Below are 17,339 nucleotides of genomic sequence, written 5' to 3' on the forward strand. Positions count from 1 at the left end.
TTCTTTTTATTCGTTTGATTGAGCACTTGGCTCAGACTCGCTTTGCGCTTGCTTTTCTGTCGCTTGAGAAGTAGCTGTTTCACCGTCTTTCTCAGACTTAGATTGGCTATCAGTTTCACTTGCTTTTGAACGGAGTTCCTGGTTCAAGCTAATGATCTCTTTAGCTAGAGTGAGGAGACCTTCTTTATCGCTGCTTTTGGCTGCAAGTTGATCAAATAGGGCATCAACACGTTCAAAGTCAGCATCGGATCCTTTATTATCCTCTAAGTACTTGTGAAGAGAAAGCAAGACATTATAGAGTTTTTGGTAGATGATCACGGTTTGTGGATCCTGTTCTGCTTGTTTTTCCTCTCGTTGGATAGTTGCTGCAATACGATTCAAAAGATCCTCAAGCTGTGTTTTAGCTTCGTCAAGGTCTGCATTTTCCTTTTCTGCGGCTGCTTTGATATTAGCTGCTTCTTCAGCTAGGGATTGTTTGACCCCATCTTCTTTGACACGCGCTAGGAGTTGGGCAACTTTAGTTAGGAGAGCATCCACTTCTTCCTTCTTAACATGGCTAACCCGCTCTTCTGGCATAAAATCACCGTAGAGTTCTTTTAGGAATTCATAGATGGCTGTCTTAGCGGTTTGACTATCTACTTTTTCCGTATCTAGAATAGTCTTACCAGCTTTTGTAGAAACTGGTTCTTCTTTGAGAGCTTCTTCTACTTCTAGCTTAGTTTGGTAAATAGTTGGGAATAGCTTGTTCAAGTCGGTTGCTTTGAGGAAAGATTGTGACTGGTAAAGTTCCCATGTCAACTTGGCAACACTGTTCCGAAGTTCTTCTCTCAAACGACCATCAGATACATGTTCATAGAAATACTTGATGTACTCTACTGTTGTAACCCCTGTCCGATCACGGAAATCTTGCAAGGCCTGAAGTTTCGCTTCAATGGCAGCCAACTCTGTCTCATCTTGTGCTAGTTTTGCTTCCTGCAAATGTACCAAAAGATCTTTCTTAGACAAGCCATAAGTGTCCGTATCCAGTGTATTGATCTTATCTACAAGGGCTTGGTACTTCTTATCTAAAGGTGAAGTTTCAACTGGTGCCACACTTTGATCCACATGGATATATTGCTTATCAAAGAGATCCAAGGCTGCTAGATATCCAGCGGTTGAGTTGGTCGCCAGTTTTTTCATATTTTCGGTGAACTGCCCCAAAGCAAGTTCAACACGTCTCTGCATGATTGGCTGGTCTTTGTAGAGACTTCTGCTATCTGCTAACAGTTGATCAACTTTAGATAGAACAGTTTGTTCATCAAATGCTCCAGGTTGATAGGTCGATTGTAGGGCTGGAATCTTGTTTTTCAAAGCTACTTCATAGCCCTTAGTTTGAACCTTGATGTAGTGATTGTGGTCTCCGTGAGGAATCACAAAACTACCACTTTCTACCTGTAAACTATAAGGAGACACCCCATCACGTAGGGCAGTCGTATAAAGTTCATTTAGGAAATCCAGTTCTGGATTCCCAGTTTGGAGAGGAATACGAACATGTTCTTTTCGAACAGCATAGGGATGGATATGGGTTGGATCATAGGCTTGATCCGGATTTCCAAAGACAAAGAATCCATTTGAAATACGAATCGCTTCGAGCGGAACCCCGTAGGTCTGTGAGATATACTTAATTTTTTCTTCATCGCTAGCATCTCTTGAGAAACTTTCCACAGTCTTTGCAAGTGGTTGAACCGGCTCAGACTGATGATTTTCTTTCAAGTGATCTTGGGCAGTTTTGATTTGAGCTGCAGTCAAGTCTTTCTTAAAGAAATAATGAGCGTGATCTCCATGAGAAACTACAAACCCTTGCTCATCCTCACTGATGACACGGTCAGCTGCAAAACCATGATCATGTTCTTCACCGTGATGGTGGTCATGCTCCTCTCCATCATGGTCATGATCTTCATGGTTGGTATCCTGACTTCCATGGTCACCGTCTTGGTCATGATGATGATCCGATTGAGCTGGATGCTCTGCTGGTTTGCTTGGATTTTCCAAAGGTGTTGGTTTCCCACTGTCGCTAGATAAAGGAATCATTCGCGCAATCTTTTCTTCCAAGGCAGAAAGCTTTGTATATGGGATGAAATGATAGTGATTTCCATGAGGAATCGCTACGCCACTTGGCGTTCTGCTTGAAATCTTAGCAGGGTCAAAAATCAAGCCATCAGATTCTGCATAACGTTGATTACTTGGAAGTGCATAGAGTTGCTGCAATAGACTCTGTAAGCTCTCTTCTGGATTGCTTGGTGTTTCAGTTTGTTGACTAGGATTAGTGGTTTGACTGGTTCCATTTTGACTTGGACGATAGTCAGTCACACTCGGTTGTTTTCTAGTTCCAGAGAGGTAGGCTTGGGCAGCAGCTAATTCGCTAGCAGACAAGGAACTCTTTGGAATGTAGTGGTAATGTCCACCGTGAGGAACGATATAAGCATCACCAGTATCTTCTATAATATCAGATGGATTAAAGATGTAGCCATCATCGGTAGTATAACGACCTTGAGATTGAGCAAGCGCCACTGCACTGTTAGAAGTTGGTGCATCATGAGTATGACCTTGTTTTTGGCGCTCAATTTCGTCCTTCGTACGAATATTATCAGCATGAGCCGCATCTTTAAGGTAGACATAATACTTGCCATCCACCTTGATAATATAACCATCTTTGATTTCATTGACAATATCAGCATCTTTCAGTTGATAATTGGCATCTTTCATCAAAAGCTCTTCGCTGAAAATCGCGTCAAAAGGAACTTTACCATTGTAATAATGGAAATGATCACCGTGTGAAGTCACATAACCTTGATCGGTAATTTTCACGACAATTTGTTCTGCCTGAATATCTTCTTTTTTGCTAACTTGATCTGGTGTCTGTGTCTCTGTTTTTTGAGAGTCTTGCTTCCCATCGACATAAGACACACGATTATTATCTTTGTTTCCTTCTAGCTGGTGTTGGTTCAGTGCATAGATGCAAAGACTCAGGGAAAGGACTAAAGCCGATCCCACCGCAAGATACTTTTTCTTCATTTTCATAATCTCCTCATTTTAATTCTTCTGCAAGAACTTTCATATTTTCTTCTAGATTTTCTAAGTACGTTTTGTCGTTTTCAGGGTCTGCTTCCAAAGGATTGAGTGTTTTTAGATTAACTCCTGTTGATTTGACCAAGGTCTCAGCGACTTTAGAAGAAGCATTGCTCTCAGTAAAGATAGTTTTAACCTTATAGGTTTTAACGAATTCCTGAATTTCTGTTAGTTGTCTCGGACTTGGCTCTTGTTCAGGGGAAATCCCCGCTATACCAAGCTGTTTCAATCCAAATCGTTTAGCGAGGTAAGAAAAGGCTGTATGTTGCGTAACAAAAGTCTTTTGACTCGCTTTTTCAAAAATAGGCTGGTACTTCTTAGTCAATTCTTGGGCTTTAGCGATAAAGTTTTTGGCATTCTTTTGATACGCTTCCTTATTGGCACTGTCAATCTCCGAAAGTTTGTCCGCAATAATCTGAGCTTCTTCACCTGCTTTTTCTGGATCTAACCAAGTGTGAGGGTCGTAGAGTGTTTTTTCATCAATACCGTCACCAGCTTCTACATCTTCTAAGCCCGGTACACGCTCCAATGTCATTCCTTCAGAAGCTTCCAAAACTTTAACTTTTGAGTTTTTCAAGCTAGGATCCAGACTTCCTGCCCAAGACTCCAGTGTATGCGAGTGGTAGACAAAGACATCCGCATCATAGATGGCAGCAATATCATTTGCTGACGGTTCAAAGGAGTGAATCCCGTTACTTGACTGAATCATCCGAACATCATTCAAGTCACCCGATACCTCTTTGACCATGGCATAGATTGGGTAAAAACTTGTTACAATCTTCATCCCTTTTGCTTCTTGTTTTTCTTTTTGGCTACATGCTCCTAAGACAAGAGCCAACACACTGGCCATTAATAATAGAAATGTTCTTTTTTTCATCATTGCTCCTTAACTAGTATTTAACCGTTTAATTAACTAGTAAATAGTTTATCTTTATTTACACTATATGTCAAGATATTTTACATATTTTCATGAAAAAAATGAGAACTAGAACTCACATTCTGCTCTCATTTTTCGATTTTATCTTTTCTAGCTCTCCTATCCAGTTTTTAGGAGTTAGAAAATGCTGCTACCTTTACTTACTTTCCTTTAACAAAGCCAATAGTTTTTCAGCTTCTGCCATAATGGTATTGTTGTCCTGGGCGCCAAATAGCAAGTTATTCTTTAATCCCGTAAGAGTTTCTTTAGCATTGGACTTGATAATTGGATCCTGGATTTTTGCAAGTAAATCTTCAGCCTCTCTCAGTTTTTCTTTAACCTTTTCAGTTTCAACCTGAGGTTCTTCTGATTCCTCTGGCGATTCTTCTTCTGGCTCCTCAGTTGGTTTTGGAGACTCTGGTTTCTCACTTTGAGGTTTCTCTTCGCGTGGTTTTTCTTCCTCAGGTTTTTCTGTCCGAGGTTTCTCCTCTGATGGTTTTTCTGTCCGAGGTTTCTCCTCTGATGGTTTTTCCGTATGATTGTTATCAGCTTGACCATTTTGGTTTCTTTGAACATAGTCGCTTGCATTGCCCCATCCACTATCAGAATGCGGACGTTCGTTTGGATGTTCAACATAGTACTTCACAGTCGCAAAGAGATCCTCTAGAGTATACCCCTTAGGTGCCTCATAAAGACCTTCGTCAAACCACTCAAATTTTATGTTATGGTAATGGTCATAATGAGGTATGATCAAACTTCCGTTTTTAACTTCCACGGTATGTTGGAGATTGTAAGGCATACGATCAAGTGGTACCTTCTTAGCTGCTTTCACGCGATTGTAGACAGCTTCTGCTCCCTTAGCCTCAGTATTTCCTGAATCCTGATGGTCTGTCGAGGGAGGTGTCAAACCTTTCTCTTTAGCATAAGCCTGGGCTGCTGCTCTTTCAGCTTCAGACAAACTATCTTTCTTAATCCAATGACTATGGGTCATATGCGGAGTTACATAGGCATCCCCCTCATCACTGGTGATATCATGAGGATCAAAGATATAGCCATCTTCCGTTGTATACTTGCCTGCCAACTTGGCTACTTGAATCTCATCATCAGTATAAGCAATTTGCGCATTTGGTTTTCCTAGACGTTCTGGATGATGAATCGGTGCTAGAAAGGCCAGGATATCATCCACCAACTGGATTTTATCACTTGAGGCATCGTTGAGTCGTTCCAAGAGCTTATCCAAAGCGTCAAATTCAGCTTGACGCCCTTTATTGGAAATTAAATCTTGATGAATGCTTGCTAGTAAGTCATAAGCCTTATTGTAAAAATCTCGATCACTAGATGGGAGGTTGGTTTTCTTAGCTCCTAGCTTATGAGACAAACTTTCTTGCTTGGCTAGTTTACTATCAATGGCTGCTGCTGTCTCTGCTGAAAGTTCCTTAGCAGGAATATAACGTGAGGTTCCATTCTCCTCAAAGACATAACCATCAGCTACTTTTCGAACCGCTTGTTTGACCAATTTTTCGTTAATTGGATTGCTTGGAGCTGGTTGAGGATTTGGTGCAGGTTGCGGGCTTGGACTAGGTTCCGGAGTCGGTTGTGGACTTGGTTGTTCTGGTCTTGAATCCGGCACCCAATGGTTCGAACGATAGCGAAGCGGGATGATGCGAGCGATTCGTTCTTCCAATTCAGACATCTGTGAATAAGGGATGAAATGGTAATGGTTCCCATGAGGAACAGCAACTCCTCTAGCTGTTCGACTTGTAATCTGTGCTGGGTCAAAGACAAGGCCATCAGATTCTACGTGTCGTTGGCTGAGCGGCAAGGCGTAAAGTTGTTTCAGAAGGCTATCAATATCCTCATCACTCTGACTTGCTTGGTTATCGTCGCTACTGTTGTTAGCTGTGTTCGTGTTCGTATAGCCACTACCTTGATTATTATAGGATGGGGTCCATCTATCTATATCACTGCTAGCACTGTTGCCATTGGTACGGCGATAAGTAGGCGTATTTGATTGGCCACTTCTACCAGATAGAAAGGCTTCTGCAGCAGCCAATTCGCTGGCAGACAAGTCACTCTTAGGAATATAGTGGAAGTGATTACCATGAGGAACGATATAGGCATCACCTGTATCTTCTATGATATCAGAGGCATTAAAGATATAACCATCATCTGTGGTGTAGCGTCCCTGTGAACGCGCCAAGGCTACCGCACCATCGTTTGCTGAAGTTCCTCCTTCACGATGCTGACTATGCTCTTGTTTTTGCCGATTGATTTCTTCTTTTGTACGGACATTATCCGCATGGGTTGCATCCTTAAGGTAAACATAGTATTTTCCATCTACCTTGATAACATAACCACCCTTGATTTCACTGATAATATCCTCGTCCTTGAGCTGGTAGTTTGGATCCTTCATCAGCAACTCTTCACTGATGATAGCATCATAAGGAACCTTCCCATTGTAATAATGATAGTGGTCGCCATGTGAAGTGACATAGCCCTGGTCTGTTATCTTGATGACGATTTGCTCCGCATTGATGCCTTCTTTCTTACTAACCTCATCAGGAGTCAGATTCTCTGTTTTTTGCGCAGTTTGTTTACCATCAACGTAAGACACGCGGTTATTTTCCTTTACTGTTCTAGCTTGATACAGTCCCAACTCGTAAGAACAAAAACTTAAAATTAAAGCTGCCGCAGAACCTGCAAGGTATTTTTTATTAATTTTCATCGAAACTCTCTTTCTTTTTTAATATTTCTATTTGCAATTCATTTCTAAATTGCAGAAACTCCTCTCTATTACTTAACTGGTTAATAGTTTACTCCTAAATTCGCAACTTGTCAAGAATTTTATGAACCAGTTAAGTATTTTTTTATTCTTCACCGCTACTTTCTCTAGAATGGACTTTATATAAAAAAGATTTTCTTGAAAATTCTTTAAAAAAGTCCCTGCAACTGGGTTGCAAGGACTTTTCGATTAATCAAAATTAACGTATTCTTTTTGAAGTTCAAGAACTTCTTCCATTGTTGAGCATTCTGTAAGGGCACGGTTTGCGTACTCTTCCATCTTAGCTGTATTCAATTTCTTCATCAAGCTACGCGTACGAAGTACAGATGTTGCTGACATAGAGAACTCATCCAAGCCCATTCCTACAAGAAGTGGAACAGCTTGTTGGTCACCAGCCATCTCACCACACATACCAGCCCATTTACCTTCAGCGTGAGCTGCTTTGATAACGTTGTTAATCAAACGAAGGATTGATGGGTTGTATGGTTGGTAAAGGTATGAAACTTGTTCGTTCATACGGTCTGCTGCCATTGTGTATTGGATCAAGTCGTTTGTACCAATTGAGAAGAAGTCAACTTCTTTAGCAAATTGGTCTGCAAGCATTGCTGCTGCAGGAATCTCGATCATGATACCAACTTGGATATTATCCGCAACTGCAACACCTTCAGCAAGAAGGTTTGCTTTTTCTTCGTCAAAGACTGCTTTCGCTGCACGGAATTCTTTCAAGAGCGCAACCATTGGGAACATGATACGCAATTGACCGTGAACAGACGCACGAAGAAGGGCACGGATTTGTGTGCGGAACATAGCATCTCCAGTCTCAGAGATAGAGATACGAAGGGCACGGAATCCAAGGAATGGGTTCATTTCGTGAGGCATATCGAAGTAAGGAAGTTCCTTATCTCCACCAATGTCCATTGTACGAACAACAACAGGTTTACCGTTCATTCCTTCAAGTACAGCTTTGTAGGCTTCGTATTGCTCGTCTTCTGTTGGGAAGTCTTGAGAATCCATGTACAAGAACTCTGTACGGTAAAGACCAACAGCTTCGGCACCGTTGGCATTGACACCTTCAACGTCTTTTGGGGTACCGATGTTGGCAGCCAATTCGAAGTGTTTGCCATCAGCAGTCACTGTTTGAGCATCTTTCAAAAGTGCCCATTCAGCTTTTTGCTTCGCATAAGCTTCACCAGCAGCCTTGAATTCTGCCGCTTGCTCATCAGTTGGGTTGATAATCACTTCACCAGTGATACCGTTAACAGCAAGGATATCACCATCTTTAACAATTTCAGTGATGTTGTTTGTACCCAATACTGCCGCAATTTCAAGTGTACGCGCCATGATAGCTGAGTGGCTTGTACGTCCACCGATGTTGGTTACAAAAGCTTTTACAAAGTTTTTGTCCAATTGAGCTGTATCTGAAGGAGTCAAGTCATGCGCAATCACGATCACTTCTTCATTGATAGAAGCTGGGTTCGGCAATTTTTTACCAAGGAGATTTGCCAATACACGTTTTGTCACGTCGCGGATATCCGCTGCACGTTCTTGCATGTATGGGTTGTCTTCCATGCCTTCAAAGATAGTGATAAACATGTCTGTCACTTCTTTCAGACCTGCTTCTGCATTCACTTTCTTCGCACGGATTGTCTCCTTGATTTGGCTGATCATTTCTGGGTCAGCAAGAACCATTAAGTGAGCGTCAAAAACTTGAGCAGCTTCTTCACCGAGCGTACCTACTGCTTTCTCACGAATAACAGAAAGCTCGTCTTGTGATGCTTTTAGAGCGGCATCAAGGCGAGCTTCTTCTGCGTTTGTATCTTCGACTGTAATAGTCTCAAATGACAAATCCGGTTGAACGAGTAGATATGCTTTTGCAACTGCAACACCGTCTGATGCTGCGATTCCTTTAAGCATTTCTGTCATTTTCCTTATGCCAATCCTTCTTTTTCCATAGTTTCAGTGATAGCAGCGATTGCGTCGTCAGCATCTGCACCTTCAGCTGAAATTGTAACATCAGCACCTTGGCCAACACCAAGACTCATAACACCCATGATTGATTTAAGGTTTACTGATTTACCTTTGTACTCAAGAGTGATATCTGAAGCAAATTTGCTAGCTGTTTGAACCAACAATGTTGCTGGACGTGCGTGGATACCTGTTTCTGCCACTACGTGGAAATCTTTAGAAGCCATAGTTTGACTCTCCTTTAATTGTTTCTTATTTGGATTATATGTGATAACCCTTACAAGACTGTATTATATCACCTTCTAGATAATTTTTCAAGTATTTTATGGACTTTTACTGAAAATGAACTTGCTTCTTTTTCTATCATACAGGTACTATGGGAAATTTGGGCACTAATTATTAAAAGAATATTACCCTCAAAATTCCAATTTTCAAAGCTATTTTCTCTTAATATCAATCAGAAGATAATCCTAGTAAACAATGAAAAAATAATACTATTTAGTCATAATTGATATAACTCAGCAAATCTATTATTTGAAAAGGCTTCATCAAATACTGAGATTCTAAAACCTACTCTTACCATCAACAATAGAGAATTTATCCAATTTGCTACTTAAAGTAAAATAAGCTTGTAGCACCTAACAGTAAAAAGGTAGATATATCTAAGTGGTATAAGTAGAACTAAAACTTTGATTGATTCCATTCAAATAAAGTATCCAACCAATCAAAAACGACATTATGGGAGAGCCTTAAATTATTGACTTGGCAATGAGCGTCCGCACCACTTTCCGCCTCAAATACTTGAAGTTTAGTTTGCTGATTTTTAGATTTAAGTGATTCATAAATCACCTTGGTTTGATGCTGCAGTTCAGCACCCTCGCCCTTTCCCATGATAAACAGGCATGGGCATTGAATTTTTTGATAATCCACAATCTTTGCACGGTTAAATACATCATCAATAGCACTCTTAAAATCAGAAGTACCAAACTGCCATGCATACTTTTTAAGATTCAAATTTGCTGATTCATTCAAATTTCCAGCGAATTTTAAAATGGCATTTATTAACCAACTAGGTGCTTTCAAACTTGATCCAAATTCTTTTCTGAAAAGTTCTGCAACGTCGTAAATAGGGGTACTAGCAATCCAAGCATGAATTCTTGGATCCTTTTCAACAGCTTGTGCGGTAAAATATCCCCCTCCACTGACACCATAAATGGCTAAATAATTTAGTTTGGGATTTCTATTTTCCAACCAGTCTATGCATAATGAAATTGGAATAGAGGCATCCACATCAAAGACCAGCCCTCTACTAGGATTGCTCCCTTGACCGGGAAGGTCAACCATTAAAACATTATAATTTCGTATCCATCCAGGATATCCTGCAAAGTAAAATAAATCTTCGCGATAAGTATCACCTCCACCAATCATGATTAGCGTTGGGCAATTATCGCCACTATGAAGATAATAACCAGGCAAGTAAGAACCCTGATAGGTAATAGTTAATTTTTCAATCGGTGCACCTAGTGAATGAATTGCACTAGAAAACACCTTCTCCATTTGACGAACGGTCGGTAAATACTCTTCAGAAAATGGATCGGTAAATTGGATTGCCGAGCGAAGTGAGTAGGTCTGTGCAAGATAATACTGCGCCTTTGTTTGTTCACTCAACCCTGAATTACTTGCTTCTTGTTCAAGGTAGTTTACATGCGATAAAAATACATTTTTCCAGTCATCAGGCTTTGGTGAGTTCCCCAATCTTTGAGCAAGATAATAAAGCTCTCCATGAGAGAAACCAAAAATTTCACCGATTCCTAACAACCAATTGAAGAAAAAATCCGTATCACCATTCTTAAAAAATATTTGAGTCGATTGCCGTTTTAAAATAACATCATTTTCTTTCACCACGCGCCTCCTAATTCTGTATTCTTTCATTCATTTAATCTAATTATAATCTGATAACATTCTCTATCAAACAAAAGTATCCAGATATCCATTTTTTAATCTTATAATCACAGATAGTGTATCACATAAAATGAACTTTTTCAAACATTGTATTTATATACTCCTTATGAAAGGATACGAAACTCATAAGTATCCTATATAAAATTAACCAATGATCCATTTTTATGAATACATCATAATCTGTCATTTCCATTTTGGTTATATTTTAGATATTCTAATACAAATATTGGGACATCTTGTGTAGAAAATTTCTTTTTTCGTAAATATTACAGTTTCTATTTTGTTAAAGTATTATCTCAGCTATACTTATTACTGTTCTTACGATTTTTGCTATTTTCTTCGATTTCCTTTCTGATAACTTGCTGAAAATCTTCTATTTATATTGCCAATATACAGTATGTAGTTTTTTTATTTTGAGAAAGTTTGACAGTTCAACGGAAATCAAAATTTATGTTTTCGAAAACACTATATCTTGTGTTTTGATTTCAAAACCGTAACTTTTTGGCACAAGATTTAGTTTAAAAAGTTTGACAAAGTTTTTTTTTCTGATATACTAAGAAAGTAATCTATTTTGAAAGAGGAGTTACGAAAATGGTAACCGTTTATTCTAAAAACAACTGTGTCCAATGTAAGATGACCAAGCGTTTCTTGGACAGCAACAATGTCGCTTATCGTGAGATCAATCTCGACGAGCAACCAGAGTACATCGATCAAGTTAAAGAGCTCGGTTTCAGCGCTGCTCCTGTCATCCAAACACCAACTGAAGTCTTTTCAGGTTTCCAACCAGGAAAACTAAAACAGTTAGCATAATTTTAGTACATCATCCAGAAGAAATTGCTTCTAGGGCTAACTTAGAGGCCTTTCTTTTGTAATCAGGTTAGATAAGGAAAATTTTATGGGATTAAAACATCTTGAAGACGTGACTTACTTCCGTCTCAATAACGAAATCAACCGTCCTGTTAATGGACAAATCATGCTTCATAAAGATAAGGAAGCCTTGGATGCTTTCTTTAAAGAAAATGTAGTTCCAAACACTATGGTTTTTGATTCAATTACTGATAAAATCAACTACCTCATTGAACACAACTATATCGAAACTGCATTTCTCAAGAAATACCGTCCAGAGTTTTTGGAAGAATTGCATCAATTTATCAAAGACCAAAACTTCCAATTCAAGTCATTCATGGCTGCCTATAAATTTTACAACCAGTACGCCTTGAAGACTAACGATGGTGAATATTATCTTGAAAGCATGGAAGACCGTGTCTTCTTTAACGCACTTTATTTCGCAGATGGTAATGAAGCTGTTGCGATTGATATTGCCAATGAAATCATCCACCAACGCTACCAACCTGCTACTCCTTCCTTCTTGAACGCTGGTCGTGCTCGTCGTGGGGAGTTGGTATCTTGCTTCTTGATCCAAGTGACGGATGACATGAACTCTATCGGACGTTCTATCAACTCAGCTCTTCAACTTTCTCGTATCGGTGGTGGTGTGGGAATTACCCTCAGCAACCTTCGTGAAGCGGGCGCACCTATCAAGGGCTACGAAGGAGCTGCGTCTGGTGTCGTTCCAGTTATGAAGCTTTTTGAAGACAGCTTCTCTTACTCTAACCAATTGGGTCAACGTCAAGGTGCTGGTGTAGTCTACCTCAACGTCTTTCACCCAGATATCATCGCCTTCCTTTCCACTAAGAAAGAAAATGCCGATGAAAAAGTTCGTGTTAAGACGCTTTCACTCGGTGTTGTAGTACCCGATAAATTCTACGAATTGGCCCGTAAAAATGAAGAAATGTATCTCTTTAGCCCATACTCTATAGAACTTGAATACGGTGTACCATTCAACTACATCGATATCACTGAAAAATACGATGAATTAGTAGCAAATCCAAACATCCGCAAGACAAAAATCAAGGCGCGTGATTTGGAAACTGAAATCTCTAAATTGCAACAAGAATCTGGTTACCCTTATGTAGTCAACATTGATACAGCTAACCGTGCAAATCCTGTTGATGGTAAGATCATCATGAGTAACTTGTGTTCTGAGATTCTCCAAGTCCAAGAACCAAGCTTGATCAACGATGCACAGGAATATTTAAAATTAGGAACAGATGTCTCATGTAACCTCGGTTCAACCAACGTGGTCAACATGATGACTTCACCTGACTTTGGTCGTTCTATCCGTGCGATGGTTCGTGCTTTGACTTTCGTTACAGATAGTTCACACATCGTAGCTGTCCCTACTATCGACCACGGAAACAGTTTGGCTCACACCTTTGGTCTTGGTGCCATGGGACTTCATAGTTACCTTGCCCAACAACTGATTGAGTACGGATCACCTGAGTCAATTGAATTTACAAGCATCTACTTTATGCTTATGAACTACTGGACCTTGGTGGAATCAAACAATATAGCGCGCGAACGTGGTATCACCTTCCACAACTTTGAAAAATCAGACTATGCTAATGGAAGCTACTTTGACAAGTATGTGACAGGCGAGTTTATTCCAAAATCAGACCGTGTTAAAGAACTCTTTAAAGATATCTTTATTCCAAGCGCTGCTGACTGGGCTGAACTTCGCGAAAAGGTTCAAGCAGATGGTCTTTACCACCAAAACCGCCTTGCTGTAGCTCCAAATGGTTCGATCAGCTACATCAACGATGTTTCTGCTTCTATCCACCCGATTACGCAACGTATCGAAGAACGTCAAGAGAAGAAAATCGGTAAAATCTACTACCCTGCTGCAGGCTTGTCAACAGATACCATTCCTTACTACACTTCTGCTTATGACATGGATATGCGTAAGGTGATTGATGTTTACGCTGCTGCGACTGAGCACGTGGACCAAGGGCTTTCACTCACTCTCTTCATGCGTAGCGACATTCCAAAAGGTCTTTACGAATGGAAGAAAGAGAACAAACAAACGACACGTGACTTGTCTATCCTTCGTAACTATGCCTTTAACAAGGGTATCAAGTCAATTTACTACGTCCGTACCTTTACAGACGACGGTGGAGAAGTCGGTGCTAACCAATGTGAAAGCTGTGTGATTTAATTTTTATCTGAGGCAACCACATTTTCTCAGACTACTGATTAAATTACCCGCCAGACAAAACTTGATAAGTATCTGAATACTATGAAAAATAAAAAGTCGGTCTCCCGACTTTTTGTGCGATACTCTTCTCAGACTATGATAAAATAGAGATGATTCGACAATCGCATTATTACATACAGAAAGAGATTTCAAATGGAAACTTACTACAAAGCCATTAACTGGAATGCCATCGAAGATGTCATCGACAAATCAACTTGGGAAAAGCTAACGGAGCAATTCTGGCTCGATACGCGTATCCCCTTGTCAAATGATCTAGACGACTGGAGAAAACTATCAAACAAAGAAAAAGACTTGGTTGGAAAAGTCTTTGGTGGTTTGACCCTTTTGGATACCATGCAATCAGAAACAGGGGTTCAAGCGCTTCGCTCAGACATCCGTACACCGCATGAGGAAGCTGTTTTCAACAACATCCAGTTTATGGAATCTGTCCACGCAAAATCTTACTCTTCTATCTTTTCGACGTTGAATACCAAGGCTGAAATTGAAGAAATCTTTGAATGGACCAACACTAATCCCTACCTACAAAGAAAAGCGGAAATTATCAATGAAATCTACCTCAATGGTAGCCCACTAGAAAAGAAAGTTGCCAGCGTTTTCCTTGAAACCTTCCTCTTCTACTCTGGTTTCTTTACACCACTCTACTATCTCGGTAACAACAAACTGGCCAACGTTGCGGAAATCATTAAACTAATCATCCGTGATGAGTCTGTTCACGGAACTTACATTGGTTACAAATTCCAACTTGGTTTCAATGAATTGCCTGAAGAAGAGCAAGAAAAACTTAAAGAATGGATGTACGACCTGCTCTATACCCTCTACGAGAACGAAGAAGGTTATACTGAAAGTCTCTATGACGGTGTTGGTTGGACCGAAGAAGTTAAAACCTTCCTTCGTTACAATGCCAATAAGGCCCTTATGAACCTAGGACAAGATCCTCTCTTCCCAGATTCAGCTGATGATGTCAATCCTATCGTCATGAACGGTATTTCAACAGGAACTTCTAACCACGACTTCTTCTCTCAAGTCGGAAATGGTTACCTCCTTGGTGAAGTTGAAGCTATGCAAGATGAGGATTACAACTACGGTTTAGACTAATTTGATCAATCGTTCAAAATATCATGGTTTGTTTAAAACAACCATGGTATTTTTGTTTTTGTTTTATTTTGTTTTTTTCTATTTGATTGATTGAGTGTTTTATGGTAAGATAATAATAGTAGAAATCGAGGTGATAAGGATGCTAAAGCAAGAAAAACTAGATAGTATTCTAGAAGCAGTAAACACAAAAGGCACTATTACTGTAAAAGAGATTATGGAGAGTCTTGATGTATCAGATATGACAGCTCGCCGCTACTTACAAGAATTGGCAGATAAAGATTTGCTGGTTCGTGTGCATGGTGGTGCTGAAAAACTTCGTACAGGTTCTCTATTAAACAACGAACGCTCAAACGTCGAAAAACAAGGCTTGCAGATTGCTGAAAAACAAGAAATTAGCCGTTTTGCCGGTCATTTGATTGACGAAGGTGAAACCATTTTTATCGGACCAGGAACAACCTTAGAATGTTTTGCTCGTGAGCTCCCTATCGATAACATTCGTGTTGTAACAAACAGTCTTCCTGTTTTTCTCATCCTAAACGAACGAAAACTAACAGATTTGATCTTGATTGGCGGAAATTATCGCTCTATCACTGGTGCTTTTGTAGGGACACTTACCTTGCAGGATTTGACCAATCTTCAGTTCTCTAAGGCATTTGTTAGCTGTAATGGTATTAAGGATAAGGCAATTGCTACTTTCAGTGAAGAAGAGGGCGAGGTACAACGAATCGCCTTGAACAATGCCAATAAAAAATACTTACTGGCAGACCACAGCAAGTTTAATAAGTTTGATTTTTACACTTTCTACAATATCTCAGAGATTGATACTATCGTTTCAGATGCCAAACTGAGTCAGGAGACATTTGAAGATCTGTCGAAACAAACAACCATTCTTTTATCAAAACCATAAAAATTCCCCTGCCTTTTGGTGGGGAATTTTTATATTAAAGTTTAATCGATAAGCTGTGTCTCAGCTAGTTTCTTGTACCAGTGAGCTGATTTCTTTGGATAGCGCTCCTGGGTCTCAAAATCAACATAGAAGAGGCCGTAACGCTTTTCATAGCCATTTGACCAAGAAAAGACATCCATCAGAGACCAGATAAAGTAGCCTTTGACATTGGCTCCATCAGAGATTGCATCTGCAATCACTTCCATATGTTTCTTAACATAATCAATCCGTCCATCATCGTAGACTGTCCCATCCACAAACTCATCTTTGTATCCGAGACCATTCTCTGTGATGTAGATTTTCTTGTAATTTGGGTAATCTTTCTTCACGCGCATGATTTGATCATACAAACCTTGAGGATAGATAATCCAGTCCCAGTCCGTACGTGGGACATAGTCAGGCGCCACTCGACGTCCAACTCCCTTAATCTGATACTTAGAGCTTCCTTTTTCACCCTTACCGTTGTGAATGATTTCTGTTTCGCCATCAAAGGATTGCATCCAATCACTCATGTAGTAGTTAATTCCAAGGAAGTCATTCAGGTCTTTTGCAGCTTCTAATGCTGTGAAATCTTCTTCACGCAGATCTAAGCTACCACCATTGACTGCTAGGATATGGTCGACACCTTCCATCGTTTCATCTGAATAGCGTCCAAGATAAGTCGCATCCAAAATAAATTTATTGTGAATGATATCTTCTAACTCGGCTGCACGAACATCTGCTGGATTATCTGGATCCAGAGGATACTTAGTAGGCAGTGCATGAACCACACCAATTTCACCCTTATATCCCTTATCCTTGAAAAGTTTTACTGCACGCGCATGCGACACCATCATATTGTGATGAGATTGGAAGACTTTGGCAAGGTCGTACTGGATACCTGGAGGAAATTTCCCAACCAAATACTGACCATCTCCTATCGGCCCAATTTCATTAAAGGTTGTCCAATAGTTTACTTCAGGAAATTCTTCAAAACAGAAGGCTGCATAATCCACAAAGTGATCGATATTTTCTCTATTCAGAAAATCTCCGTTTGAATGAAGTGCTTCTGGTGTATCAAAGTGATGGAGGGTCACGAAGGGCTCAACATGCCGTTTGTGGCACTCTGCAAATAGATTATGATAGAACTCAACCCCCTTGTCATTAACCTTCCCATAACCCGTTGGAAAGATACGTGACCAAGCGATTGAAATACGGATACCATTGACACCATATTCTTCTGCAAGTTTGAGGTCAACTGGATATTTGTGATAGAAATCACTGGCTGGTTCAGCAGTGTACCAGTAGTTATCTTTGAGGTATTTGTCCCAGGCGACTGGCCCTTTACCATCAGTATGTGTAGCACCTTCTGCTTGGTAGGCTGCTGTTGCCCCACCAAAAATAAAGTCTTTTGGAAGTGTTTTTGTCATTTGATTCACCTTTCAAGAAATAGAAATGAGATGGGGGTATA

Annotated in this window: 11 protein-coding genes; 4 read left to right on the forward strand and 7 right to left on the reverse strand. The window is 40.0% G+C overall.

Annotation, left to right across the window (positions count from 1 at the left end; all coding sequences use genetic code 11):
• Positions 1 to 6: 6 nt before the first annotated feature.
• The 6 genes from HMPREF1125_RS09435 to HMPREF1125_RS09460 form a co-directional block, all read right to left on the reverse strand.
• Complete coding sequence (locus HMPREF1125_RS09435; protein WP_000731462.1) at positions 7 to 3,054, reverse strand: pneumococcal-type histidine triad protein; 3,048 nt, start codon at positions 3,052 to 3,054, stop codon at positions 7 to 9.
• Positions 3,055 to 3,067: 13 nt separating this feature from the next.
• Positions 3,068 to 3,985, reverse strand: a complete 918-nt coding sequence (locus HMPREF1125_RS09440) for a metal ABC transporter substrate-binding protein (RefSeq protein ID WP_000747421.1) — start codon at positions 3,983 to 3,985, stop codon at positions 3,068 to 3,070.
• Positions 3,986 to 4,181: 196 nt separating this feature from the next.
• The gene (locus HMPREF1125_RS09445) at positions 4,182 to 6,749 is read right to left on the reverse strand and encodes a pneumococcal-type histidine triad protein (protein ID WP_000700231.1); all 2,568 of its coding nucleotides are present in this window, start codon (positions 6,747 to 6,749) and stop codon (positions 4,182 to 4,184) included.
• A 246-nt stretch (positions 6,750 to 6,995) separates the two neighbouring features.
• Positions 6,996 to 8,729 (reverse strand): phosphoenolpyruvate--protein phosphotransferase, encoded by a 1,734-nt coding sequence (gene ptsP, locus HMPREF1125_RS09450; protein WP_025172356.1) that lies wholly within the window; start codon positions 8,727 to 8,729, stop codon positions 6,996 to 6,998.
• 5 nt (positions 8,730 to 8,734) lie between these two features.
• On the reverse strand, positions 8,735 to 8,998 hold the full coding sequence (locus HMPREF1125_RS09455) for a phosphocarrier protein HPr (RefSeq protein WP_000146948.1): 264 nt from the start codon (positions 8,996 to 8,998) through the stop codon (positions 8,735 to 8,737).
• Positions 8,999 to 9,452: 454 nt separating this feature from the next.
• Positions 9,453 to 10,673, reverse strand: a complete 1,221-nt coding sequence (locus tag HMPREF1125_RS09460; protein ID WP_000661900.1) for an alpha/beta hydrolase family protein — start codon at positions 10,671 to 10,673, stop codon at positions 9,453 to 9,455.
• Positions 10,674 to 11,324: 651 nt separating this feature from the next.
• Here HMPREF1125_RS09460 and nrdH point away from each other — a divergent pair.
• From nrdH to HMPREF1125_RS09480, 4 genes are all read left to right on the forward strand, one after another.
• A complete protein-coding gene (gene nrdH / locus HMPREF1125_RS09465) occupies positions 11,325 to 11,543 on the forward strand; it encodes a glutaredoxin-like protein NrdH (protein ID WP_000259240.1) in 219 nt (72 codons plus the stop codon).
• An 85-nt stretch (positions 11,544 to 11,628) separates the two neighbouring features.
• A complete protein-coding gene (gene nrdE / locus HMPREF1125_RS09470) occupies positions 11,629 to 13,788 on the forward strand; it encodes a class 1b ribonucleoside-diphosphate reductase subunit alpha (protein ID WP_000523280.1) in 2,160 nt (719 codons plus the stop codon).
• A gap of 192 nt (positions 13,789 to 13,980) precedes the next feature.
• On the forward strand, positions 13,981 to 14,943 hold the full coding sequence (gene nrdF, locus HMPREF1125_RS09475; protein WP_000451378.1) for a class 1b ribonucleoside-diphosphate reductase subunit beta: 963 nt from the start codon (positions 13,981 to 13,983) through the stop codon (positions 14,941 to 14,943).
• A gap of 139 nt (positions 14,944 to 15,082) precedes the next feature.
• Positions 15,083 to 15,850 carry a DeoR/GlpR family DNA-binding transcription regulator gene (locus HMPREF1125_RS09480; RefSeq protein WP_000917584.1) on the forward strand — a complete coding sequence of 256 codons (768 nt, stop codon included), beginning with the start codon at positions 15,083 to 15,085 and terminating at the stop codon, positions 15,848 to 15,850.
• Between the two features lie 41 nt (positions 15,851 to 15,891).
• Here HMPREF1125_RS09480 and lacG read toward each other — a convergent pair whose 3' ends face one another.
• Complete coding sequence (lacG, locus tag HMPREF1125_RS09485) at positions 15,892 to 17,298, reverse strand: 6-phospho-beta-galactosidase (RefSeq protein WP_000169299.1); 1,407 nt, start codon at positions 17,296 to 17,298, stop codon at positions 15,892 to 15,894.
• Between the last annotated feature and the right edge of the window lie 41 nt (positions 17,299 to 17,339).

This window comes from Streptococcus oralis SK304 (assembly GCF_000287715.1).
Lineage (GTDB): Bacteria > Bacillota > Bacilli > Lactobacillales > Streptococcaceae > Streptococcus > Streptococcus oralis_Y.